A 21,876-nucleotide genomic window follows, 5' to 3' on the forward strand; every position below is an offset into this window, starting at 1 on the left:
TGAAGTTTTAAAAATTCTAACACAGGCAAACTGAATGTTACTTTAATATAGGCTAATTACGGGGGTTCTTAGAAGATATAACCAATTTTTTCAAGCTCTTTTTTGTTCTTTGTCCAACCTTTTTTTACAACAACTATGAGATTAAGAAAAATCTTTTTTTGACTAAACTGCTCAAGGAGTTTTCTAGCATCTCTTCCAATCCTTTTGATTGCTTCACCTTTTTTGCCTATAACAATTCCTTTTTGGGAGGGTTTTTCAACAATAATCATTGCATAGACTCTGTCAAGAGTAGGCGTCTCTTCAATTTTTTCAATAACAACATCACTCTCATACGGTATTTCATCGCTTATATTTTCAAAAATAGCTTCTCGTATGAGCTCTTTGTAGATATCTCGAATATTTTCTGTGGTCAAAAGTTCTGGATCATAGTAGTAGGGATGGTGGGGAAGATATTTTACTATTGCATCAAGAAGCTCTTCTTTTCCTATATTTTTTTTCACTGATATAGGAACAAGTTCTAAAAAACGATCTTGATATTTTTGATACTCAGCTATTTTAGCCAACAGTTTTGCATTATCCACCATATCAATTTTTGTAAGTACTAAGATATGGAGTTTACCTTTTGAGAGCTCTAAAAATCTTTCATAGTATTTAATATCATCGGTAGCAGGAGCTAAAAAAAGAATCAAATCGCAATCGCCTATTGCTTTGAGGGCCTCTTCAAGCATAAATTTATTTAATAGCCTCTCTTTTTCGTGGAGTCCTGGAGTATCGATAAAAATAATTTGCGCATCTTTATGCATAACAATTGCATAGAGCCGTTTTCTTGTAGCTTGTGCTTTATGGCTAACCATGGCGATTTTTTCGCCAAGGAGCCAGTTAAGGAGGGTGCTTTTTCCAGCATTTGGTCTTCCAACCAAAGCTACATATCCAGATTTTGTATTATTCATTATTGACCTTAAAGTATATATTTAGCCAGATCTTCATTTTCTACAATTTCACCTAGTTTCTCATCAACAAACTCTTTATCAATAGTAATTTTTTCACCTTTATGCTCATCAGCCTCAAAACTAAGATCTTCAAGGAGATTTTCTACAACAGTATGGAGGCGTCTTGCTCCAATATCTTCCAGTTTTTGATTGGCCGTATAGGCATACTTTGCAATAGCTTGAAGTGCCTCATCTTTAAATTCAAGCTCCACACCTTCCACCTTAAAGAGTGCTTGATACTGCTTGATTAATGAATTTTTAGTTTGTGTGAGGATCTTATAGAGAATCTCTTCATCTAAAGAATTAAGCTCTACGCGCAGAGGAAAACGTCCCTGGAGTTCAGGAATAAGATCACTTGGCTTACTGAGATGAAATGCTCCAGCAGCAATAAAAAGGACATGATCAGTTTTTACAGGACCCCATTTAGTATTAACTGTACTTCCTTCTACTATTGGTAAAAGATCGCGCTGCACACCCTCTTTAGAAGGATCTTGCCTTCCACTTGTCTTGCTGCTTACTGCAATTTTATCGATTTCATCGATAAAAATAATTCCCTCTTCTTGCGCTTTTTGCAAAGCTTCAAGTTTTATCTGCTCCATATCGAGCAGTTTTTCGCTCGCTTCATTTTTCAATAGCTCTTTTGCCTCTTTTACGCTCACCTCTTTTTTTATCTGTTCTTTATTTACGCCAATAGTAAAAATCTTCGCAATAGACTCCTGTGCTTTTGCAATTTCTGGCGGAAGATTTGAATCATCTAAAGAGATAGAGCTTTTTGGTATCTCTATTTCAATTTTAAGATTATCAAGCTCTCCATTAATGAGACGCTCTCGCATCTTCTCATAAGTTTTTTGATACTCGCTCTTTTTCTCTTCACTAGCCATTTTTGGAAGAGGAGGCAAAAGCTTTTCTAATATTTTCTTTATTACATACTCTTCAATCGCTTCTCTGTTTTTCTCTTTGTGAATCTCTTTAACAAGAACAATTGCGTTTGCTACCAGATCTCGCACCATCGATTCTACATCGCGACCTACAAATCCCACTTCAGTATATTTACTCGCTTCTACTTTTACAAAAGGAAGATCCAAAGTCTTGGCAAGACGTCTAGCAATCTCTGTTTTTCCAACCCCTGTGCTTCCTATCATGAGAATATTTTTAGGAGTGATCTCATCTTGCAAATCTTTAGGGAGTTTCATACGTCTATAACGATTGCGCAGTGCGATTGCTATAACTTTTTTTGCATCTTTTTGTCCAATTATATATTCATCGAGATACTTCACAATCTCTTTTGGTGTAAGATCCATCAATCCTCCAACGTGAGTAGTTTAATATTTGTATTTGTATAGATGCACAGTTCCCCTGCAATTTTTAAGGACTCCTCTACCAAACTCTTTGCATCCAAAGAGGCGTGTTTGTCGAGTGCTCTTGCAGCTGAAAGAGCAAAATTACCGCCGCTTCCAATTGCTGCTATTTTGCCATCTTCTGGCTCAACTACGTCGCCTGTTCCACTAAGAATAAAAATATTTTTTGTATTAAGCACTATCATCATTGCTTCAAGACGCCGTAGATATCTATCTTTTCTCCACTCTTTACTAAATTCGATAACACTTTTTAAAAGATCCCCTTTTTTATTCTCTAAAATATTTTCAAACATATCAAAGAGATTAAATGCATCTGCTGTACTTCCTGCAAATCCGGCAAGTACCTTGCCATTATAGAGTGTTCTAATCTTGGTAGCATTACCTTTTAAGACAGTATTGCCAAAAGTGACTTGGCCATCGCCGCCAATAACAGCGATTCCATCACCTCTATACCCAAGTATCGTTGTAGCTTCGAACATTACTCAGCCTCTACTACCAAATCGAGTGTTGCATGAATACCATGTCCAAGCTTCACATCAATATTATACTCACCAGCCTGTTTAATAGGTGGATGAATATCGATATGTTTTTTGTCTATTTCGATCCCTTTTTCTTTTAACGCTTGTGCTACCTCTTTATTTGTAATTGCTCCAAAAAGTGCACCGTTTGCACCAGCTTTATGCTTAATAACAAGTTTCATATTCTCAATTTTTTCTTTAAGGGCTTGAAGCTCTTTAATCTCCTGAGCCTCTTTTTGGGCTTTTTGCGCTTGCTCTTTTTCCCATGCTTCAATAACTTCTGGAGTAGCTAATTTTGCATAACCGCGTGCTATGAGAAAGTTTTTCCCATAACCATCTTTTACTTCTTTGACTTCTCCTGCTTTTCCAAGATTTTTTACATCTTTTATCAATAATACTTTCATTTTTTTCTCCTTACATGACCTTCAATAATAAATCGTAGCGCATTGAGTTTAATAAAACCTTCTGCATCTTTTTGATTGTAAACTTGATCCTCTTCAAAAGTACTAAACTCTGGTGCAAAGAGTGAATTTGGTGATTTGCGTCCCACGACAAATACATTTCCTTTAAAAAGCTTCAAGCGTACTGTACCATTAACATTTTCTTGCGTCTTATCGATTGCAGCTTGCATCATTTCCCGCTCTGGACTAAACCAAAAGCCATTGTAGATAAGCTCAGCATATTTTGGCATTAGTTTATCCTTTTCATGAGCCTCTTCGCGATCAAGCGTAATGCTTTCAATTGCTCTATGAGCTTTGAGTAGTATGGTACCACCTGGAGTCTCATAACAGCCTCGTGACTTCATCCCGACAAAGCGGTTTTCTACAATATCGATTCTTCCTATACCATGGCGTTTGCCATACTCATTGAGAGTTTCAAGCAATTTTGCAGGTGAGAGAGGCTCGCCATTGATAGCTACTGGATCTCCTTTTTCAAAGTCGATCGTTATATACTCTGGCTCATTTGGTGCTTCTTCGATTGAATTTGTCCAGCGCCACATATCCTCTTCTGGCTCATTCCAAGGATCTTCAAGTATTCCCCCTTCATAGGAGATATGGAGAAGATTAGCATCCATAGAGTAGGGGCTTTTTTTGCCGTGCTTTTCTATAGGAATTCCATGACTTTCAGCAAACTTAAGAAGTTTCTCACGAGAGTTGAGATCCCATTCTCTCCATGGTGCGATTACTGTAATATCTGGATTGAGTGCAAGATAAGCAATTTCAAAACGTACTTGGTCATTTCCTTTACCAGTCGCACCATGCGCAACACCGTCTGCTCCCACTTTTTGGGCTATTTCAATCTGTCGCTTTGCAATGAGTGGTCTTGCAATAGATGTACCAAGGAGATACTCTCCTTCATAAATGGCATTTGCGCGAAACATTGAAAATACATAGTCGCGTACAAACTCTTCTTTAAGATCTTCTATGAAGATATTTTCAGGCTTTATTCCAAGTTGTAGTGCTTTTTGTCGCGCAGGCTCTACCTCTTCACCTTGACCAATATCAGCAGTAAAAGTTACCACTTCGCACTGGTAAGTTTCTTGGAGCCATTTAAGTATTACTGATGTATCCAAACCACCACTATAAGCCAAAACTACCTTATTGACCTTTTTGCCCATCTAGTTCCTTTTTAAAAAATTTTTTATAATTCTATCCAAAATTTGTTTATGTTAAAATTTCCTAAAGGGGCAGCATGAAAAAAGAGCTAAGTACGCGTGTAATTGGTGGAAAATATAAGGGCAAAAAGATACTTTTGCCACAAAAGAGTGTTACGAGAAGTTCAAAAAATATGTTAAGAGAAGCACTTTTTAATATTTTACAATTTGATATAGTTGACAAAAACTTTGTAGAAGTTTTTGGTGGGAGCGGAAGTGTTGGGCTTGAAGCGCTAAGCCGTGGAGCAAAAGAGGTCTATTTTATAGAAAAAAATCGCAACTCTTACAATGTGTTGAAAAAAAATATCGCTTCTATTGATGAAAAATCTTGTAGACTGCGATTTGGTGATGCTTTTGAAGCGATTTGGGATGTAATAGAAGATCTCAGGCGAAAAAAAGAGAAAGCTTACTTTTATTTTGATCCTCCCTTTAGCATTAGAGAAGGGTATGAAGATATTTATGAGCAGGTGAGTGAACTTATTAAAAAAATTCCAAAAGAAGTTGTTGAAGCAATTATTATAGAGCATATGAGCAGTCACGATTTTGATGAGCAACTTGGAAACTATCAACTTGTAAAAAAACGCAAATATGGTAAAAGCACGCTAAGTTTTTTTCAATGAAAAAGCCACTTTTAAGTATTATTGTACTGAGTATTGTTTTGCTCGTTACTTTTTTTGGTCAGTTCATCTATACAGTGTCACCTTACCAACTAAATCCAAATGCAATTTTGTTGCCACCATCACTAGAACACCCTTTAGGAACGGATAGACTTGGCAGAGATCTTCTTGCTCGCATTATTGAAGGGGGGAAAAACTCTATTATCATTGGAGTAGGCAGTGCAGTAATAGCTTCTTTGATTGGGCTTATTGCTGGTGTGAGCGCGGGCTTTTTTCGCGGAGTTGTGGATAAATTTTTTGTAATAGTTGTGGATCTTTTTTTAACATTTCCAACATTTTTCTTGCTCTTAGCATTGGTGAGTTATATTCCAGCTTCTTCATTGGTACTCATTATAGTTATTTCAATAACTGGGTGGATGGGCAATGCAAGGATGATTCGCAGTGAGAGTTTTGCTATTGCTAAAAAGCCGTTTATTAAAATTTTACAAATTGCACATACTCCTTCATATAAAATAATATTAAAATATTTTACGCCTCTCATCGCACCAATATTTTTTATTGGATTTACGTTTGGAGTAGGGGGAGCGATACTAGCAGAATCGGGGCTTAGCTTTTTGGGACTTGGTGTATTACCACCACAGATGAGCTGGGGTTCGATTCTCAGTGAAGGCAAAGAGGTTATAGATATTGCCTGGTGGGTTAGTTTTTTCCCAGGCCTCATGATATTTCTAGTTACCTTTAGTCTCATCAATATCAGTGACTATTTGCAAAAAATCACCAATAAAAAAGAGAAGATGGTATGAAATTTCTGGATAAATTCGCTTTGACAGAAAAGCTTAGAGAAAAGATCAAAAAAGCAATTGAAAAGAGGGTGGAGCTTCGTGTGCAAGCACGCTTAGCGCAGCATCATCTCAAAAAAGAAGAGTTTACTCCTGAAGAACTAGATATAATCTACCAAGATGAGAGGCTTAAACTCTATGATGAGCTTAAATCAAAAGGACTCATAGCACTCCTTGCAGCATTGGGACTGAGTCTTTTTTAGGAATAAGTTATGTTTAGACAGCTTAAATTTGCAATCATTTGGACATATGTTTACCGCTATAGATCCCTTTTAATTAAAACTGTTGTTATTTTGTTACTTTTAATTCTCATAGAATTTATATACCGTGATATAGTCCAATATCTCCAGATGGCAAAGAAAATAGCGTATATGCCCTATATTCTTTTTGGAAAGTGGAGTCTCTTTTTTGGGGCACTGCTTTATCTTATTATGAGTACAAAAAAGAGCTTGAAAAAGCCAGAAAAAATGCAAAAAAGCGATGAAAATAAAAAGCATGAATCCAAACAGCAAAAACTTACAAAAAAAGAGATCGCTGCGTTAGCACAGGATCTCATAGAAAAGAAGAAAAAGAGGATTTAGATTTTCTGAAGATCTTTAGGTGTATCAATCCCAATACTTTGTGACTTGACCTCTTTGATAGCTATTTTATAACCATGATAGAGTGCCCGTAACTGCTCGAGTTTTTCAATCTCTTCTAATGGGGCTTGCTGTAATGCACAAAAACGCTCAAGCATCTTTTTTGTATAGCCATAAAGACCAAGATGGATTTTGATATTTTTTAAAGAGGAGCGCGGATACGGTATTTGAGAGCGGGAAAAATAGAGTGCATATCCAGCTCCATCGACTACAACTTTAACTCTATTTGGATCCTCTTTTGCTTGATAAGGCTCACTTTTATAGAGTGTACACATCATAACATTTTCAAAGTCACGATGTTTTTGCGTCAATTCTTGTAGTGTCTTAATAACTTCTGGCTCTATAAAAGGCTCATCTGCTTGTACATTGAGAATAATTTCATTTTGATCCACGCCTAAAATTGTAGCTGCCTCATTAATTCTATCGGTTCCACTTGCATGTGTTGCACTTGTCAAAACAGCATCAAAACCGTGATTTTTTGCAACTGCTATAACCTCTTGTGAATCTGTTGCTATTACTACATCATCAACCTCTTTAGCTTGCAATGCGGTACGTATCACCATAGGTAAGCCATCTATCTCATACAAAACTTTGCGAGGAAACCTTGTAGATGCAATACGTGCTGGAATAATTATCACAGTGGCCCTTTTTTGGATAAAATTATAGCAAATAAAGGAGTTGAATGATTATATATCAACCCCCTCACGGATATTGCTACAATAGTGATACTATTTTTTTATACGATTTTATTACAAATTTTAAAATATCTGGAGAGGTGCTCGATATTGGAACAGGATCTGGGATTTTGGCACTTTTGGTAGCAAGAGATTATGATGCGAAAGTGAATGCCATAGAGATTCAAGAGGAGTTTGTCAAATATGCCAAAATAAACGCACAAGCAAATAAAAAGGATATAACTATCTATTTTGGAAATTTTTTGCATATGGTCTTTGAAAAAAAATTTGACTTTTTGATAAGCAATCCACCATTTTACCATCATAATGTATTACGAAGCCATAATAAGATGATAGACTTTGCAAGGTATTCTGGACACTTACCTTTTGAAAAATTTTTGCAAAAAGCAAACAGCATACTCAAACCAAAAGGAGGACTTATTTTTTGCTATGATGCCAAACAGGTCCAAGAGCTAATGAGTAAACTTTCACTATATAAATTTCAAATAGAAGCTATGAAATTTGTCCATCCACATGCGACAAAACCAGCATCACTTGTTATGATTTATGCCAAAAAAAGTTCGAAGAGTTTATGTAAAATCTTCCCACCTCTGGTAGTATTTAACGAAAAAGGTGAGTATGCCAAACATACGCATGAGATATTTAAAAAAGTAGGAGTACATAGTATAAAATGCAGCTTGTAATAAAAAAAGAGGGATTTTCTTTTGCATTTGATCCTAATGCGTGTGCTTCCTGTAATGGAGCATGCTGTAGAGGTGAGAGTGGATATATATGGGTGAGCAAACAAGAGATTGAAGCAATAGCGCAATTTTTACAACTATCTACTCAAGATTTTATATCCAATTATCTCAAAAAAGAGGGATATAGATACTCTATCAAAGAGATAAAATCAAAAGGGGAGCATTTTTGCATCTTTTTTGAAGAGGGAAGAGGATGTAGCATCTATCCCGTACGTCCAAAACAGTGTAGAGACTATCCTTTTTGGAAGAGATACAAAGATAAAAAAAATATAAGTGAGGTATGCCAAGAATGCAAAGGTATATTGTTGCACTACTCTTGATAATGATTGTAAGTGGATGTGCTTTGAAACAGCAAAGTACAATACCCAATCATCAAATTGATAGTTTATTAGTTGAGGCTCTGCTTTTGGAGTCTCAAGGACTGTATATTAATGCAAATGCAATATATGAAAAAGCATACAAAATTACACATGATCCTATTCTTTTACAAAAAATAATTAATAACTATTACCGCGCAAAAAACTATGAAAAAGCAATTGCCACCGCCAAACAAGCTCTCAAAGAGTTCCCAAAAAATAGAATCTTTTATGAGCAACTTGCAGCAATATATTTTGCAACTTCTGATTATGATAGAGCAATCGATTATATAAAAAAAGCGATATCAATCAAAAAAACTTCTCAAAATTTAACTTTTTTAGGCTCAATTCTCTTAGCAAAGAAGGAGTATGAAGCCGCTCTTAAATATTACAAAGGCGCGTATGCACTCGACCCATCACCAAAAACAATCAACACCATCGCATATATACTCTTTTTTTATCTCGACAAAAAAACAGAGGCGATAGCCTATTTAGAAACACATACAAGGCTCTATGGTTGCAGCAAAGAGGTGTGTGGAACGCTCATATCTTTTTACAGTCTCAATAATAATATTGATGGACTCATATCAGTATATAAAAGACTCTATCAAAAATATAACGATATCGTCTACGCAAAAAAAATTGCAGAACTCTATATCTACAACAAAGAGTTCAACAAAGCAATAAAGTGGGCAAAAAGAATAAATGATACTGAGCTACTTTTTTCTTTGTATAAAACAACAAAAAAATTTAAAAAAGCTTATGAACTTGCTATGCAGTTCTATAATCAAACCAAAGATCCAAAATATCTTGCTCAAGCAGCTATTTTCGAATATGAAGCGCATTCAAAAAAAGATCGCAAACTCCTCGAAGATGTAGCACAAAAATTAGAAAAAGCTATCAAAAAAAATCGCGATCCTATCTTTTTAAATTATCTAGGATATCTCTATATTGATCATGAACTTGATATCAAAAGAGGGATTGCACTTGTTAAAGAGGCTTTACAAGCAGATCCTCTCTCTCCCTACTATCTCGATTCTCTTGCGTGGGGATACTATAAAATAGGCAAATGCAAAGAAGCCCTTAAACTTATAAAGAAAGTATATTACGATTTGCAATTCAAAGATGATGAGATAAAATTACATCTTGAAAAGATCAAAAAGTGTGTAAAGGAAAAGCATTGATACTTGATGAAATAATAAAAAAGACAAAAGAGGATTTAGAAAAGAGAAAAAAAGAGTATCCCCTGGAATGGTTAGGTAGAAGTCTAGCATACAACCCTTTTGTTCCGCGCCCTGTTGAAGATGTTTTAAGAAGCAGTGATGAAGATCCATATAAAATAATTGCAGAAGTAAAAAAGGCAAGTCCAAGTAAAGGTACTATTAGAGAAGATTTTGATCCTGTTGCTATTGCAAAAGAGTATGAAAAGGGTGGAGCAAACGCAGTTTCAGTTCTTACTGAACCCCATTTTTTCAAAGGTGATATTGAATATCTCACACAAATACGACGCTATGTGCCAATGCCACTTTTGAGAAAAGATTTCATAATAGATAAATACCAACTTGTAGAAGCTTTGGTATATGGTGCAGACTTCGTACTGCTTATAGCAAAGGCTCTTAGCCGCAAAGAGCTCAAAGAGCTTTTAGAGTATACTTGGCATTTAGGAATGGAAGCATTGGTTGAGATTCATGATAAAAAGGATCTTATCAAGGCAATTTTTGCAGGAGCCAATATTATTGGCATCAATCATAGAAACCTTGAGACTTTTGAAATAGATTTGAGCTTAAGTGAAAAACTTGTTCCTTTAATACCAAAAGGAAAAATCATTGTAGCAGAAAGTGGCATACACTCTCATGAGCAGGTAAAAAATCTCCATGAAATTGGAGTAGATGCCTTTTTAATTGGTGAGCATTTCATGCGCCAAGACGATATCGCCCTGGCAGTACAAGATATCAAAAGAAGAGCTTAAGAACCTAATAGCTTTTTTACGGTTTGGTTGATGCGTTTGCCATCAGCCACTCCGGCAAGTTTTTTCGTTGCAACTCCCATAACTTTTCCCATATCTTTGAGCGAAGATGCGCCAACTTCTTCAATAATCTTTTTAAGCTCCTCTTCTAGCTCTTCATCACTGAGTTGTTTTGGTAAATAGCGCTTGAGAATCTCGGCTTCTTGCATCTCTTTTTCATAGAGATCCTCTCTGCCTCCCTCTTTATATTGATTGGCTGCTTCTTCTCTTTGTTTGACACTTTTTTGAATGATTTTTATAATATCAGCATCACTGAGCTCTTTTCTTGTATCAACCTCTACTTGCTTAATTGCACTCATAAGAAAGCGTATTGTATCTCTTGTGAAAGTATCCTTCTCTTTCATTGCTTTTTTAAGATCATTTTGCAACTGCTCTTTAAGACTCATTTGCTCTCCTTTAAATTTTTCGAAATTATAGCGAAATTAAGAAAAAATTATATCAATATTAATAATTCCAAAAGCTTTTTATGCTAAAATTCCCAAAAATTTTATTAAGGTTGAGGCAGCATGGAAATAAAATATTTTGAAAAACTCCTTTTAGAAAGAAAAGAGCAGATTTTAAAAAACCTCGATACTTCAAAAATGGAAATTCAAGATCTCAAAAATGTTGAAGTTAATGATGATGGAGACTATGCTTCTGTTTGTGCAGATAATATGATAGAACATGCAATACAAGACCAGCAGCTCAAAGAGCTTGAAGAGATAGAGTATGCTCTCAAAAAGATTAAAAATGGAGACTATGGAATTTGTGAAATGTGTGGAGAGCCAATAAAGACCCTGCGACTCAAAATCAAACCATACGCTAAATATTGTATCATCTGTAGAGAAATTATCGAAAAAGAGCCCAACCGATAAATGTATGAAAATCTCATAAACATCTATCCTAGTGTACTCGTCAAACATGGTGAGACACAGACTACTATATCTTTAGAGTGGTATGAGCAAAATAAAGAGGATGTGGCATTAATAAGTTTTGCCCTCATTCTCCTTTATAAAAATGGCACAAAAAAAGAGGTATATTTCGATAGTTATGACAAAATGATGGAACATCTTACAAAACTCTACAACGATCTCAAAAAATAACCCCTTTTACCGATAATCTTGCAAACATAGATCTCTTCTTATTAGGATAGCCATGGATTTAGGTACACTCATAGGGATTGGCGGCGCTTGGCTACTTATTATCATTTCTGTAGTTTTAGGGGGAAGCCCAGGTGCTTTCATAAATGGTCCATCTATTCTTATCGTTATAGGGGGAGGGTTTGCAGCTTCTTTAGCGGCATTTCCCCTCAAAGACTTCATAACTGGTGTTAAAGCAATAGGTAAAGTTTTTAAGCCTACACTGCCAGATCCCCTTGAACTTATCGATTTTTTGGTAGATGCTACGAAAAAAGCAAGAAAAGAGGGTATCTTGGCACTGGAGGCTGATATCGACAGCTTCTATGAAAAAGATAAAATTCTTGGCAATCTCATGCGCATGCTGATCGATGGTCAAAGTATTGAAGAGATTGAGAGCAATTTTGAAAATGCCATCGCACAAGAGGATCAAAAACTTGATACTGAAGTGAAAGTTTGGGATTCGCTAGGCGAGCTCTTCCCAGCATTGGGAATGATTGGAACCCTCATTGGACTTATTCAGATGCTCCAAAACTTATCAGATCCTGCAGCATTGGGTCCTGGAATGGCTGTTGCAATGATTACAACACTCTATGGTGCAGTACTAGCCAATGTACTTTGTATACCAGTATCAAAAAAGCTCAAATACTATAAAGACCTTTTGCTTCTTTATAAAGAATCATACATTATCACTATAAAAAGCATCGAAAAAGGTGTAAATCCTAACTCATTGCAACAACAGCTCTCTGCACTTTTTGGAGTAGAGGTAACAGGATAAAAAAATGGCTAGGAAAAAGAAGGAGGAGTGCGCCAGTATACCTGGATGGCTTGTAAGCTTTGGCGACCTTATGTCCCTTCTTCTTACATTTTTTATTCTTCTCTATTCAATGAGTACCGTCTCTTTAGAAAAGTTCTATCAATCTATAAGAGGACTTACTGAAGCTTTTGGTGGAAGAAAAATGACCCAGGATGCCAGGACTCTCATCAAAAATAACCTCGAACTGCAATTTAAAAATATGTACCCAAGGATCAAAAAGAAAAAAAAAGTCCTTAAAGAGCTCAATGCAATAAAAGAGGCACTACAACATGCAAATATTGCAGCAGAAGTGGTTGATCATGGCAGTAAAGTAGTTTTACGCATTTTCAGCGATAATATATTTCTTCCTGGCAGCGCTTTTCCTACAAGAGAAGCAATGGCACATTTTCTTACACTCTGTAAAAGATTTCAATCTTCGGGGTTTCATGTCAATATCATAGGATATACAGACAATACTCCCATACGTTCGAAAAAATTCAAAAACAATTGGGAACTATCTGCATATAGAGCAATCAATATCTTGCGCCTTTTCATTAAATGCGGATACGATAAGAGATTGCTCTCAGCAGAAGGAAGGGGAGAATATGACCCGATAGCACCCAATAATTCTCCACAAAATAGAGCTAAAAATAGACGTGTAGAGTTTGTAATAGATATTCCAGGAGTAGGGTAATGGCGAGAGAGAAAAAAGAAGAGTGCCCCAGTATACCTGGATGGCTTGTAAGCTTTGGCGACCTTATGTCCCTTCTTCTTACATTTTTTATACTGCTATATGCGATGAGTACAGTAGATATTACAAAAGCTTTGAAGTTTCTTTCATATTTTCAGGGCGAACCAAAATATAAGCCTCTGCAAATAAATGTCGTCCCACCAATAGTCCCCTTTACGACTGATGTAGTAAAAAAGATAAAAAAACGCATTAAAAAGCTTCTTCCTACACACGCTTTTCAATTGAGTGTTACTACGAAATATGCAATGATTAGACTATTTAATGATGTATTTTTCGAGCCAAACAACTATACACTATTACCAAAAGCAAAAGAGGCTCTCGATGCTATGGCAGAGGTGCTTAAAGAGCTACAAAAAAAAGATAAAAACTTTAAAATCAAAGTCCAAGGACATGCATTTTTAACTGATGATCCAATTCCGGCTGATATAAAAGATAGTTGGGATCTCTCTATCAAAAGAGCAGAGCAGGTTGCTTTCTACCTTATGCAAAAGGGTGTCGAACCATCACGCTTTTTCATAACTGGATATGGCGATACCAAACCGCTCTATACATGGAATAATCCACTTTTAAAGCGTAGAAACAATAGAGTAGAGATTCTTATCGAAGTTGACAAGCCTCAGTAGGCCCCTCCATTTTTAAACTCCTCAATCTCCATCTCCACCATTTTATCTATGAGAATTTTAAATATATCTGCTACAAGATTTGGCGAAATTCCAAGAGTCGCAGCAAGATGGCGCACATGATTGAGCACATCATTAATTCGTTCATCACTCTTAATCTCTTCTACGCTCTCTTTAAATTTTGCGGCCTGCTTGACATACTTACTTCGTAGAGCAATAAGTTTTACAATCTCTTCATCAATTTTATCAATAGCATCACGTACCTCTTCTAAACTATTGCAGTTTTTCACTTCCATCTTTTCTCCTTCATATTATTCAATATCATCTAGTATGCTTGCAGCTTTATAGAGCCTCTCTTTATCAAAATGGGTATATATGCGAGAGGTATCAAGGCTCGCATGCCCCAAACTCTCTTGCACAAGAACCAGATCTTTACTTTTATTATAGAGCAGGGTAGCAAAAGTGTGACGCAACATATGCGCGCCATTTTTCTCTTTTTTTATACCACAACTCAAAAGTATCTGCTTTACAATTCTGCTTATATATGCTTGTGTAAGTGGTTTCCCTCTACTATTACACAATAATAACCCATCTTCACATCTTCTCTTTTGCATCCACTCATCAAGATCGTTTTTAATTTTATCCGATTTTATCATAACAACTCTTATTTTATTCCCTTTACCTACTATTTTGAGCATATATACATTATCTTGCGGAATAATATCTTTTACCTTTAAATTGATAGCTTCACTAACACGAATTCCAGTATAAAGTATAATTTTTATTACCAGGCGGTTTCTCGCAGCTACATCACTTCTAAAAGGGTAGGTTTGCAATGCATGGAGAAATCGTGCAATCTCTTCTTTAGTCATATATACTGGAAGCTTTTGACCAGCCTTACCTTTTAGTCCTCCCCAGTTTTTTAATTCAATAGCATAGATATAGCTATCTTCATTGTTCTTATCAATATAAGCAAAAAAATTAATCATCGCGATACGGTAGTTTTTCTTTGTAGCATCGCTTAAACCTCCAGTAGTAGAGGTCAAAAAGTCTATTATCATCTCTTCATCAATCTCTTTCATAGAGGCTAAACCAAGATTATTGAGATAGTAGTAGAGCTTTTCTAATGGCTTAAAATAGGTATTCACTCCAATAAGTCCAGCGTTTCTTGCAGTTTTGGCAAGTTTTGCAAGTTCATCCATATCTTTTGTACCAAGTGTGAGTGCACGTATGACTTGAGAGAGTTTTTCTTGATCTTTTACTTGTCTATTGGACAAAGAAGTAAGCTTAAATCGTATATATCTCTCAATCCAGAAGCGTAGAGTATTGGCAAAATCATCTTTAAAATCGAGAGCATATTTCATGAAGATTCCTCTCTATAATATTTTGTATTGAAAACTATAATTTTCAAACTTTTATTTCTGTTCTCACTATTATTATATAACAACTATTCTCTATTTTCTCATTAAGTGAACTTATGTTAATATACAAATTAACAATCGTTAATATATTAATTAACGATTGTTCATAGAATCATTAACAAGTGTTCATTTATTTAAAGGAAGGCCATGGATGCGCAAATAGAAACAACTAAAAAGGGGTCCACAAAAGAAAAAATACTTGATGCCGCCCTAGAGCTTATTGCACAAATGGGATATCAAAAAGCCTCCATGAGAAAGATAGCAAAAAAGGTTGGTCTAAGAGAGAGTGCCATCTATAATCACTATAAAAACAAAGAGGAGATATTCTTTTCAATACTACAAAAAATTTTTGTAACAGATTTTGACAATTTTTTCCTCAAAAAACCTCCTCAAGAGCATGCACATAGAGGTAAACGCTATCTATATGAATATGTTGCTACTATCAAGCTCATTAGCTTTGATTCAAAGCATGAAAAACTCTTTCGCATTGTACTGTGGGAACTTATGGAAAATAGCGAAATACGTAAAATGTTTTTAGAACACTTTTTTGATAAAAATATCAAAAATCTTGCAGAAGCTTTTTTTCTCATGATGCAAAAAGGGCTTATCAGAAGTGGAGATCCTATGCTCACTGCCCAAGAGTTTTTTGCTCCCCTCTTCTATTTTCGCATCCAAATACTTCTATTTAAAATGGAAAACAGATCTACTACACACCTATCAACAATATTTGAAAAACATGTAGATTTTTTCTGGGAAGGGGTATGTATCAACTCTTTCGAGCCAACATAAAAACTCTTTTTTCATCATCAAATAGTTCATAATACAAAACCTCTAAGTCACTAAATTGTTGCAAAAGCTCATTTTTCTCCACACAAAAGAGAGGATTCATATCTGACTTTTGTGTAAAACTTTGAAAAAAAAGTAGACCACCCTTTTGCAATGAGATAATTATATCTTGAAAGATACTACGATCTAAAAAATTGAGATTTAAAATAACAGTGTAAAGGTTTTTTGGAAATGCAAACTTTTGTATATCAGTTACATAGCAGTGGATATTCTCTATGCCTTGTATATTTTGTAATCCTATTGCTGAAATATCAACTGCATCTACCTCAAAACCATGCTCAGCTAAAAACAGAGCATTCTGCCCCATTCCAGCAGCTATATCAAGTGCTACTCCTTTTTTAGCTTTATGGAAAAATCTTTTGAGAAAATCATTTATCTGTGGCATTGTAGTTGCGTTTTTATATCGTGCATCCCATTTACTTTTCAAATTTTACTCCTAAAAGATCTTTATAGTGATCTACACTCATAAAACTCTTTTCCAATCTCCAACGAAGCACAAACTCTACTATTTTATCTTTGAGTATCTCTTCAATAAATTCCGCTCTACCAAAATAGCGAAGATTTATATTTTTTGTTCCTTTCTCGCTCTTTTTAATTCCAATGATCTGTACATAACGCTTCGGCTGAACCTCTCCAAGGGTCTCTTTTTGTAAAGAAATTCCCATAAGATTTATTGCAACAAAACTGAAAAGTTCATCACAATCCACTACCTTTTCGTGAAGTCCCAACTCTTCAAAAAGCTCACACACTCTCTTTTTGTTTTTTATTCTTATACTATCTGTCGTCTTTAAAGAGCTCAAAAGCTCCTCTACTCTTTTGATACGTTCCATTCTTTCTCCATAATATTAAATAATATCAAATGGTATTGTAGTATAATTCCTTTAAAAAAGGGGCTCTATGGATTATTTAAGGGTTGAAGGTGGTAAAAAACTGCAAGGAAGTGTAGCAATTTCTGGAGCAAAAAATGCCGCACTACCTCTTATAGCAGCTACAATTTTAGCAAAAAAAAGCGTCAAAATATATAATCTTCCAGATGTACGTGATATTCGTACACTCCTTAAACTCTTAGATAATCTTGGAGCCGAGTATATATATAATACCAACAGTGCACTCATTGATACTACATCCATTAACTCCACTACAGCCACTTACGATATTGTACGCACTATGCGTGCTTCTATTCTCGTATTGGGACCTCTACTTGCTCGTTTTGGCCATTGTGAAGTAAGTTTGCCTGGAGGATGCGCTATAGGCCAAAGACCTATCGATCTTCACCTTAAGGCTCTTGAGCAGATGGGAGCTTCAATTTCAATTAAAGGTGGATATGTTCACGCTCTAGCTCCAAAAGGACTCAGAGGTACTCATATAGTATTTGATAAGATCACCGTCACTGGTACAGAAAATATCCTTATGGCAGCTGCCTTAGCAAAAGGAAAAACTACAATTATCAATGCAGCAAAAGAGCCAGAGGTAGTACAACTATGTGAAGTTTTACAAAAAAGTGGTGTAGAGATTGAAGGTATAGGAACTGATGAGCTGCAGATTACTGGAACTGATGGTGCACTGCTTGAAATAGATGCAATTCATGTGATCCCTGATCGCATAGAAGCTGGAACATATCTGTGTGCTGGTGCGATTACAAACTCTCCTATTACACTCCACAACGTTTTGCCCGAGCATCTGGAAAGCATTACAATCAAACTCCAACAGATGGGCTTTGGAATAGAGATTCAAGATACAAATATGACAATTCTTCCAGCCTCCAAAGTCAATCCAATTGAAATTGTTACAAGTGAATATCCTGGCTTTCCAACCGATATGCAAGCGCAGTTTATGGCTCTTGCTCTTTTGGCGCAAGGTACATCTATCATTGAAGAGCGTCTTTTTGAAAATCGCTTCATGCATGTGAGTGAGCTGAGACGCTTTGGAGCAAATATCCAACTCAAAGGCAATATTGCTACTGTTATAGGCCCTACTGAGCTTTATGGTGCTGATGTTATGGCAACAGATCTGCGAGCAAGTAGCGCCCTTGTTTTAGCAGCTCTTGCAGCACAAGGTACGAGCAATATCCACCGTATCTACCATCTTGATCGCGGATACGAAAAATTAGAATCTAAGCTCAACAGGCTTGGGGCAGATATTGAAAGGCTCAAAGAGTAAATCTTACTCTTTCTCCTCAAAAATAATTATTTCTGTATTATAATTTTTCTTTACTACTGCCCTATTTTTGGGAACTGCCATGCCCTCTTCATATTTTTGCAGCTCACTTCGCAGATACTCTATCTCTTTTTCCATCTCTTGCATCTGCTCTTTAAGACGCAAAATGATATCTACTCCAGCTAAATTAACCCCAAGCTCTCTTGTAAGGCGTAAGATTGTTTTGATTCTATCGATATCTTTTTGTGAATAGAGTCTTGTTTTACCCTCAGTTCTTGATGGGGATATCAGCCCTTCTCTTTCATACTGCCTGAGGGTTTGTGGATGAATATTGAGTACTTTGGCCACAACACTTATAAGATAGACCGGTTCATCATACGGATGCATTTTCACCTCCTGGAAGTTTCTCCTCCATCATTTTTGCAAGCTCAGGATCGAGCTCTTCTACTTTTGGTAATACAATATTGGCTTCTAAATAGAGATCCCCTTTTGTTTTTGTCTTCCTATCCATTGCTCCAAGGCCTTTTACACGAAATTTTTGGCCACATTTAGTGTTCTTTGGAACTTTAAGGGTAATCTCTTTTTCAAGTGTATCAACTTTTACTTTCCCTCCAAACATAGCAGTTTTAAGAGGAATATCTATACGCTTGTAGAGATCGTTACCTACGCGCTCATACTCAGGATCTTTTGCAACTTCTACTTTGAGCAAAAGATCGCCTCTTTTACCGTTGTAACTTTTACCTTTTCCACGAATGCGCAATGTATCCCCATTTTTCACGCCCGGAGGAATTCTCACATCAAAGGTCTCGCCATTTATACTTATTGAGTGTGTACCCCCCAAAATTGCCGTTCGGAAAGGAATAGTGATTTTTGCATGAATATCAAGGTCGGGATGTACAAACTCTTCAAAACCACCAAAACCACCAGATCTTCCAAAGCCTCCAGAGGAGAATCCGCCAAATCCACCTCCTCCAAAAATAGATCGCAAAATCTCATCGAGATCTACTCCACCTTGAAAATTTTGCTGCGCAAAATCGTGGAAGTTTTGACCACCAAACATTGCATCACCATACTGATCATACTGCTTACGTTTTTCAGGATCACTTAAAATTTCATAAGCAGCGTTAATCTCTTTAAATTTCTCTTCACACTCTGCTTCTTTACAGATATCCGGGTGATATTTTCGTGCTAATTTTCGATAAGCTTTTTTTATTTCATCTGCAGAGGCATTTGGAGAGACACCCAATGTCTCATATAAACTTTTACTCAATGGTATCCTCCTCATAATTTTTTTATTGTGATTATAACATAAAATTTTAGTCCAAATCAATCAAATTTGGTAATATCTATAAAGTAAAGTTGGCTAACTTTTTTTATGTTGTGCGAGACATTGCATGATACATGCAAGGATTTGTAGTCTCTCGTGTACTGGACTCTCGCGAAAGTATCGCAGTAAAACTCTCTCTTCATCACTCAATGTTTCATAGGTATCTTGCGTGCTCCCATTTTCTGAAGAGGAAACATCTTTCATAAACATCTCTCCCCTCCCCTCTAAAAGCCAATGGGGATTGAGTGAAAAAAAGGATATGAGTTTTTTTTCTATTTGCGGATTGAAACTTTTTTGTTTGCCTCTTTCAACATCACTTACCATCTGTTTATGAATACCAAGCTTTTGTGCTAGTTCACTTTGTGATAGTCCTAATTCCTGCCGTATCTTTTTTATACGATCTCCATAAAATTCCATATTGCAAACCTCTTTTTTCTTCATTATAACATAAGAAGTAGCAAGTAAATCTTATAAGAAAGAAAGGCGCGAGGCCTTAAAGGGATTGTGAGATAAGTGTATTGAGAGCTTTTGCAGTTTTTGCAGGATCTTCTACTTCCATACCCTCTAATATTCTTGCTTCGTTATAGAGTAGTAGTGCAATATTTTCCACACTCTTCATATCATTTTTCAAAAGAAGCTTTGTAAATATTTCATGTTGAGGATTTATCTCTAAAATCGGCTGCGGTTTCACTGCATACTCACCCATTTGTTGCAAGAGCATTGCAGTTTGATATTCTGGATCATTTTTATCATACACAAGACATACAGGATAATCAGTTAATCTTGCTGAGAGTTTTACATCTTTTACTTTTTCTTTGAGACCCTCTTTCAATGCTCTTAGCAAATCACTATATTTCGCTTCATCCAAAGATACCTCTTCAAAATCCTCATCTGCTTCTGTACTCGCAATAGATTTGAGTCTTTTTTCTTTATAACTCTCTAGTGCAGGTACTATAAGAGAATCTATATCATCACTGAAAAATATTACTTCAAAATCCTCTTTTTTGAATCTATCAAGGAGTGGAGAATCTTTTTGCTCACTACCAATTAAATAGTAGATTGATTTTTGATGCTCTTTCATATTTTTTACATACGTTGCAAAATCTATATAAGAATCGCTCTTACTTGTTTTAAAGAGGATGAGTTCTTTGATGAGATCTCTATTTTCAAAATCGCTCAAAATACCCTCTTTTATCACTTTTCCAAAAAGATCCCAAAACTTAATATATTTCTCTTTGTTGTTCTCTTTGAGTTTTTTAAGTTCAGTAAGAATTTTTCTGATAGAAGCTTTTTTGATTTTACTCAAAACTGCATTGTACTGTAAAGTCTCTCTCGATATGTTTAATGGCAAATCTTCAGCATCAATAATCCCTTTTACAAAACGAAGATATACTGGAAGTAGCTCTCTATCTTGCATAATGAAAACATTTTTGACATAGAGTTTTACTCCAGGCTCATAATCAGCTCTAAAAAGATCGAATGGTCTTACACTTGGAATATAAAAGAGTGTAGTATATTCTAATGTCCCTTCAGCTTTTGTATGTATCCAAAAAAGTGGATCTTGCATATCGTGAGAAAGCGTTTTATAAAACTCTTTATACTCCTCTTCTTTTATCTCACTCTTGTTAAGTTTCCAAAGAGCTTTTGCACTATTAATCTGCTCCTCTTTGTCACCTTTTTTGAGATAGATTTTATATGGGATATGATCGCTATATTTTTTGACTATCTCTTTAATACGCCACTCATCCAAAAACTCTTTAGCATCTTCGCGTAGATAAAGGATTACATCGGTTCCGTGAGTTTCTCGCTTTGCTTCATCAACTTCAAACTCGCCACTTGCCTCACTCACCCATATCCAGGCCTTCTCATCCCCTGCTTTTCTTGAAACTACCTCTACTCTCTTTGCAACCATAAAAGCGCTGTAGAACCCTACTCCAAATTGGCCGATAAGATTTTCTTTCTGCTTATTCTCTTCTAACTCTTCCAAAAATTTCTTTGTCCCACTCTTTGCAATGGTGCCGAGGTTTTCAATCAAATCTACATCATCCATTCCTATACCATTGTCACCCACAATAAGTCTCTTTTCAATCTCATCTAAAGTGATTGTAATTTTTGGCTCAGCAACAAACTCTTTATATTTCTCTTCAATTAGACTCAATAGATGCAGTTTATCGATCGCATCAGAAGCGTTTGAGATGAGTTCTCGCAAAAATATCTCTTTATTAGTATAGAGTGAGTGAATAACAATATGTAAAAGTTTACTTACTTCTGCCTCAAAATGGTGTTTTGCCATATACACCTCCTCAAAATTTTTTGAAGATTTTATCATATTTAGTCATTTTGTATCAAGTTATCTTCATAAAACTACTAAATTGCATCGGATTTGGCGTTTTGCTATACTTAAAATAAAAAA

At 35.8% G+C, this 21,876-nt stretch carries 30 protein-coding genes; 15 read left to right on the forward strand and 15 right to left on the reverse strand.

Annotation, left to right across the window (positions count from 1 at the left end):
* Positions 1-68 precede the first annotated feature (68 nt).
* The 5 genes from era to JG738_RS05470 are packed head-to-tail and all read right to left on the reverse strand — an operon-like array spanning position 69 to position 4,483.
* Complete coding sequence (era, locus tag JG738_RS05450; RefSeq protein ID WP_201336927.1) at positions 69-950, reverse strand: GTPase Era; 882 nt, start codon at positions 948-950, stop codon at positions 69-71.
* 8 nt (positions 951-958) lie between these two features.
* On the reverse strand, positions 959-2,290 hold the full coding sequence (hslU, locus tag JG738_RS05455) for an HslU--HslV peptidase ATPase subunit (RefSeq protein WP_201336928.1): 1,332 nt from the start codon (positions 2,288-2,290) through the stop codon (positions 959-961).
* Positions 2,290-2,826, reverse strand: a complete 537-nt coding sequence (gene hslV / locus JG738_RS05460) for an ATP-dependent protease subunit HslV (RefSeq protein WP_201336929.1) — start codon at positions 2,824-2,826, stop codon at positions 2,290-2,292. Before hslV ends, hslU begins: the two co-directional genes overlap by 1 nt.
* A complete protein-coding gene (rplI, locus tag JG738_RS05465; RefSeq protein WP_201336930.1) occupies positions 2,826-3,269 on the reverse strand; it encodes a 50S ribosomal protein L9 in 444 nt (147 codons plus the stop codon). The genes hslV and rplI overlap by 1 nt, the downstream gene beginning before the upstream one ends.
* On the reverse strand, positions 3,266-4,483 hold the full coding sequence (locus JG738_RS05470) for an argininosuccinate synthase (protein ID WP_201336931.1): 1,218 nt from the start codon (positions 4,481-4,483) through the stop codon (positions 3,266-3,268). The genes rplI and JG738_RS05470 overlap by 4 nt, the downstream gene beginning before the upstream one ends.
* Before the next feature lie 74 nt (positions 4,484-4,557).
* Between JG738_RS05470 and rsmD the strand changes: the two genes are divergently transcribed.
* From rsmD to JG738_RS05490, 4 genes are read left to right on the forward strand one after another with little or no spacing between them, the layout of a single operon-like run.
* A complete protein-coding gene (rsmD, locus tag JG738_RS05475) occupies positions 4,558-5,139 on the forward strand; it encodes a 16S rRNA (guanine(966)-N(2))-methyltransferase RsmD (RefSeq protein ID WP_201336932.1) in 582 nt (193 codons plus the stop codon).
* Positions 5,136-5,939 (forward strand): ABC transporter permease, encoded by an 804-nt coding sequence (locus JG738_RS05480; RefSeq protein WP_201336933.1) that lies wholly within the window; start codon positions 5,136-5,138, stop codon positions 5,937-5,939. Before rsmD ends, JG738_RS05480 begins: the two co-directional genes overlap by 4 nt.
* Positions 5,936-6,178: a hypothetical protein gene (locus JG738_RS05485; protein WP_201336934.1), complete on the forward strand. Its 243-nt coding sequence runs from the start codon at positions 5,936-5,938 to the stop codon at positions 6,176-6,178. The genes JG738_RS05480 and JG738_RS05485 overlap by 4 nt, the downstream gene beginning before the upstream one ends.
* A gap of 9 nt (positions 6,179-6,187) precedes the next feature.
* A complete protein-coding gene (locus JG738_RS05490; RefSeq protein WP_201336935.1) occupies positions 6,188-6,556 on the forward strand; it encodes a hypothetical protein in 369 nt (122 codons plus the stop codon).
* Here the strand turns inward: JG738_RS05490 and kdsB are convergent.
* Complete coding sequence (kdsB, locus tag JG738_RS05495; protein WP_201336936.1) at positions 6,553-7,251, reverse strand: 3-deoxy-manno-octulosonate cytidylyltransferase; 699 nt, start codon at positions 7,249-7,251, stop codon at positions 6,553-6,555. The two genes, JG738_RS05490 and kdsB, sit on opposite strands and share 4 nt — an antisense overlap.
* Positions 7,252-7,295: 44 nt before the next feature.
* Between kdsB and JG738_RS05500 the strand changes: the two genes are divergently transcribed.
* The 4 genes from JG738_RS05500 to trpC are packed head-to-tail and all read left to right on the forward strand — an operon-like array spanning position 7,296 to position 10,373.
* Positions 7,296-7,991, forward strand: coding sequence for a tRNA1(Val) (adenine(37)-N6)-methyltransferase (locus JG738_RS05500; RefSeq protein ID WP_084275862.1), 696 nt, complete (start codon positions 7,296-7,298; stop codon positions 7,989-7,991).
* Positions 7,979-8,368: a YkgJ family cysteine cluster protein gene (locus JG738_RS05505; RefSeq protein WP_201336937.1), complete on the forward strand. Its 390-nt coding sequence runs from the start codon at positions 7,979-7,981 to the stop codon at positions 8,366-8,368. Before JG738_RS05500 ends, JG738_RS05505 begins: the two co-directional genes overlap by 13 nt.
* Positions 8,338-9,588 carry a tetratricopeptide repeat protein gene (locus JG738_RS05510; RefSeq protein ID WP_201336938.1) on the forward strand — a complete coding sequence of 417 codons (1,251 nt, stop codon included), beginning with the start codon at positions 8,338-8,340 and terminating at the stop codon, positions 9,586-9,588. The genes JG738_RS05505 and JG738_RS05510 overlap by 31 nt, the downstream gene beginning before the upstream one ends.
* Positions 9,585-10,373, forward strand: coding sequence for an indole-3-glycerol phosphate synthase TrpC (trpC, locus tag JG738_RS05515; protein ID WP_201336939.1), 789 nt, complete (start codon positions 9,585-9,587; stop codon positions 10,371-10,373). Before JG738_RS05510 ends, trpC begins: the two co-directional genes overlap by 4 nt.
* Here trpC and JG738_RS05520 read toward each other — a convergent pair.
* Complete coding sequence (locus tag JG738_RS05520; protein WP_084275866.1) at positions 10,370-10,816, reverse strand: GatB/YqeY domain-containing protein; 447 nt, start codon at positions 10,814-10,816, stop codon at positions 10,370-10,372. The two genes, trpC and JG738_RS05520, sit on opposite strands and share 4 nt — an antisense overlap.
* A gap of 120 nt (positions 10,817-10,936) precedes the next feature.
* On the opposite strand from JG738_RS05520, the gene dksA reads away from it, so the two are divergent.
* Genes dksA through JG738_RS05545 form a run of 5 tightly spaced genes read left to right on the forward strand, consistent with a single transcriptional unit; the run spans position 10,937 to position 13,715 of the window.
* Entirely contained in the window at positions 10,937-11,284 is a 348-nt protein-coding gene (gene dksA, locus JG738_RS05525) for an RNA polymerase-binding protein DksA (protein ID WP_201336940.1), read from the forward strand.
* Complete coding sequence (locus JG738_RS05530; RefSeq protein ID WP_201336941.1) at positions 11,285-11,512, forward strand: hypothetical protein; 228 nt, start codon at positions 11,285-11,287, stop codon at positions 11,510-11,512.
* 52 nt (positions 11,513-11,564) lie between these two features.
* A complete protein-coding gene (locus JG738_RS05535) occupies positions 11,565-12,323 on the forward strand; it encodes a motility protein A (RefSeq protein ID WP_084275869.1) in 759 nt (252 codons plus the stop codon).
* Between the two features lie 4 nt (positions 12,324-12,327).
* Complete coding sequence (locus tag JG738_RS05540; protein ID WP_201336942.1) at positions 12,328-13,035, forward strand: flagellar motor protein MotB; 708 nt, start codon at positions 12,328-12,330, stop codon at positions 13,033-13,035.
* Positions 13,035-13,715: a flagellar motor protein MotB gene (locus JG738_RS05545; RefSeq protein ID WP_201336943.1), complete on the forward strand. Its 681-nt coding sequence runs from the start codon at positions 13,035-13,037 to the stop codon at positions 13,713-13,715. Before JG738_RS05540 ends, JG738_RS05545 begins: the two co-directional genes overlap by 1 nt.
* On the opposite strand, the gene JG738_RS05550 is transcribed toward JG738_RS05545, so the two are convergent.
* A complete protein-coding gene (locus JG738_RS05550) occupies positions 13,709-14,008 on the reverse strand; it encodes a chorismate mutase (RefSeq protein WP_084275871.1) in 300 nt (99 codons plus the stop codon). The two genes, JG738_RS05545 and JG738_RS05550, sit on opposite strands and share 7 nt — an antisense overlap.
* A 15-nt stretch (positions 14,009-14,023) precedes the next feature.
* Positions 14,024-15,076, reverse strand: a complete 1,053-nt coding sequence (locus JG738_RS05555; protein ID WP_201336944.1) for a tyrosine-type recombinase/integrase — start codon at positions 15,074-15,076, stop codon at positions 14,024-14,026.
* Positions 15,077-15,280: 204 nt separating this feature from the next.
* Here JG738_RS05555 and JG738_RS05560 point away from each other — a divergent pair, with 204 nt between their 5' ends.
* Positions 15,281-15,922: a TetR/AcrR family transcriptional regulator gene (locus JG738_RS05560; protein WP_201336945.1), complete on the forward strand. Its 642-nt coding sequence runs from the start codon at positions 15,281-15,283 to the stop codon at positions 15,920-15,922.
* Here JG738_RS05560 and JG738_RS05565 read toward each other — a convergent pair.
* Together JG738_RS05565 and JG738_RS05570 are read right to left on the reverse strand one after the other, a co-directional pair.
* A complete protein-coding gene (locus JG738_RS05565) occupies positions 15,900-16,406 on the reverse strand; it encodes a bifunctional 2-polyprenyl-6-hydroxyphenol methylase/3-demethylubiquinol 3-O-methyltransferase UbiG (protein ID WP_201336946.1) in 507 nt (168 codons plus the stop codon). The two genes, JG738_RS05560 and JG738_RS05565, sit on opposite strands and share 23 nt — an antisense overlap.
* Positions 16,396-16,809: a hypothetical protein gene (locus JG738_RS05570; protein WP_201336947.1), complete on the reverse strand. Its 414-nt coding sequence runs from the start codon at positions 16,807-16,809 to the stop codon at positions 16,396-16,398. Before JG738_RS05570 ends, JG738_RS05565 begins: the two co-directional genes overlap by 11 nt.
* 67 nt (positions 16,810-16,876) lie before the next feature.
* On the opposite strand from JG738_RS05570, the gene murA reads away from it, so the two are divergent.
* Complete coding sequence (gene murA / locus JG738_RS05575; RefSeq protein WP_201336948.1) at positions 16,877-18,139, forward strand: UDP-N-acetylglucosamine 1-carboxyvinyltransferase; 1,263 nt, start codon at positions 16,877-16,879, stop codon at positions 18,137-18,139.
* A 3-nt stretch (positions 18,140-18,142) separates the two neighbouring features.
* On the opposite strand, the gene JG738_RS05580 is transcribed toward murA, so the two are convergent.
* The 4 genes from JG738_RS05580 to htpG all read right to left on the reverse strand — a co-directional run bounded on the left by JG738_RS05580 (position 18,143) and on the right by htpG (position 21,756).
* On the reverse strand, positions 18,143-18,523 hold the full coding sequence (locus JG738_RS05580; protein ID WP_084275877.1) for a heat shock protein transcriptional repressor HspR: 381 nt from the start codon (positions 18,521-18,523) through the stop codon (positions 18,143-18,145).
* A complete protein-coding gene (locus JG738_RS05585) occupies positions 18,510-19,406 on the reverse strand; it encodes a DnaJ C-terminal domain-containing protein (protein WP_201336949.1) in 897 nt (298 codons plus the stop codon). Before JG738_RS05585 ends, JG738_RS05580 begins: the two co-directional genes overlap by 14 nt.
* 93 nt (positions 19,407-19,499) lie before the next feature.
* Positions 19,500-19,904: a helix-turn-helix domain-containing protein gene (locus JG738_RS05590; RefSeq protein ID WP_201336950.1), complete on the reverse strand. Its 405-nt coding sequence runs from the start codon at positions 19,902-19,904 to the stop codon at positions 19,500-19,502.
* Between the two features lie 52 nt (positions 19,905-19,956).
* Positions 19,957-21,756 (reverse strand): molecular chaperone HtpG, encoded by a 1,800-nt coding sequence (gene htpG, locus JG738_RS05595; RefSeq protein ID WP_201336951.1) that lies wholly within the window; start codon positions 21,754-21,756, stop codon positions 19,957-19,959.
* Positions 21,757-21,876 lie beyond the last annotated feature (120 nt).

Source organism: Nitratiruptor sp. YY08-26, from assembly GCF_016593215.1.
GTDB classification, from domain to species: Bacteria; Campylobacterota; Campylobacteria; order Campylobacterales; family Nitratiruptoraceae; genus Nitratiruptor; species Nitratiruptor tergarcus.

Coding starts and splice junctions, on each gene's coding strand:
- JG738_RS05510 (WP_201336938.1), top strand. CDS start 8,338: ATGCAAAGGTATATTGTTGCACTACTCTTGATAATGATTGTAAGTGGA.
- JG738_RS05540 (WP_201336942.1), top strand. CDS start 12,328: ATGGCTAGGAAAAAGAAGGAGGAGTGCGCCAGTATACCTGGATGGCTT.
- JG738_RS05570 (WP_201336947.1), bottom strand. CDS start 16,809: ATGGAACGTATCAAAAGAGTAGAGGAGCTTTTGAGCTCTTTAAAGACG.
- JG738_RS05545 (WP_201336943.1), top strand. CDS start 13,035: ATGGCGAGAGAGAAAAAAGAAGAGTGCCCCAGTATACCTGGATGGCTT.
- JG738_RS05535 (WP_084275869.1), top strand. CDS start 11,565: ATGGATTTAGGTACACTCATAGGGATTGGCGGCGCTTGGCTACTTATT.
- dksA (WP_201336940.1), top strand. CDS start 10,937: ATGGAAATAAAATATTTTGAAAAACTCCTTTTAGAAAGAAAAGAGCAG.
- JG738_RS05470 (WP_201336931.1), bottom strand. CDS start 4,483: ATGGGCAAAAAGGTCAATAAGGTAGTTTTGGCTTATAGTGGTGGTTTG.
- hslU (WP_201336928.1), bottom strand. CDS start 2,290: ATGGATCTTACACCAAAAGAGATTGTGAAGTATCTCGATGAATATATA.
- JG738_RS05580 (WP_084275877.1), bottom strand. CDS start 18,523: ATGCATCCGTATGATGAACCGGTCTATCTTATAAGTGTTGTGGCCAAA.
- JG738_RS05505 (WP_201336937.1), top strand. CDS start 7,979: ATGCAGCTTGTAATAAAAAAAGAGGGATTTTCTTTTGCATTTGATCCT.
- murA (WP_201336948.1), top strand. CDS start 16,877: ATGGATTATTTAAGGGTTGAAGGTGGTAAAAAACTGCAAGGAAGTGTA.
- hslV (WP_201336929.1), bottom strand. CDS start 2,826: ATGTTCGAAGCTACAACGATACTTGGGTATAGAGGTGATGGAATCGCT.
- rsmD (WP_201336932.1), top strand. CDS start 4,558: ATGAAAAAAGAGCTAAGTACGCGTGTAATTGGTGGAAAATATAAGGGC.
- JG738_RS05550 (WP_084275871.1), bottom strand. CDS start 14,008: ATGGAAGTGAAAAACTGCAATAGTTTAGAAGAGGTACGTGATGCTATT.
- JG738_RS05530 (WP_201336941.1), top strand. CDS start 11,285: ATGTATGAAAATCTCATAAACATCTATCCTAGTGTACTCGTCAAACAT.
- JG738_RS05485 (WP_201336934.1), top strand. CDS start 5,936: ATGAAATTTCTGGATAAATTCGCTTTGACAGAAAAGCTTAGAGAAAAG.
- era (WP_201336927.1), bottom strand. CDS start 950: ATGAATAATACAAAATCTGGATATGTAGCTTTGGTTGGAAGACCAAAT.
- JG738_RS05490 (WP_201336935.1), top strand. CDS start 6,188: ATGTTTAGACAGCTTAAATTTGCAATCATTTGGACATATGTTTACCGC.
- JG738_RS05560 (WP_201336945.1), top strand. CDS start 15,281: ATGGATGCGCAAATAGAAACAACTAAAAAGGGGTCCACAAAAGAAAAA.
- rplI (WP_201336930.1), bottom strand. CDS start 3,269: ATGAAAGTATTATTGATAAAAGATGTAAAAAATCTTGGAAAAGCAGGA.
- JG738_RS05480 (WP_201336933.1), top strand. CDS start 5,136: ATGAAAAAGCCACTTTTAAGTATTATTGTACTGAGTATTGTTTTGCTC.
- JG738_RS05590 (WP_201336950.1), bottom strand. CDS start 19,904: ATGAAGAAAAAAGAGGTTTGCAATATGGAATTTTATGGAGATCGTATA.
- JG738_RS05500 (WP_084275862.1), top strand. CDS start 7,296: ATGATTATATATCAACCCCCTCACGGATATTGCTACAATAGTGATACT.
- htpG (WP_201336951.1), bottom strand. CDS start 21,756: ATGGCAAAACACCATTTTGAGGCAGAAGTAAGTAAACTTTTACATATT.
- JG738_RS05555 (WP_201336944.1), bottom strand. CDS start 15,076: ATGAAATATGCTCTCGATTTTAAAGATGATTTTGCCAATACTCTACGC.
- JG738_RS05520 (WP_084275866.1), bottom strand. CDS start 10,816: ATGAGTCTTAAAGAGCAGTTGCAAAATGATCTTAAAAAAGCAATGAAA.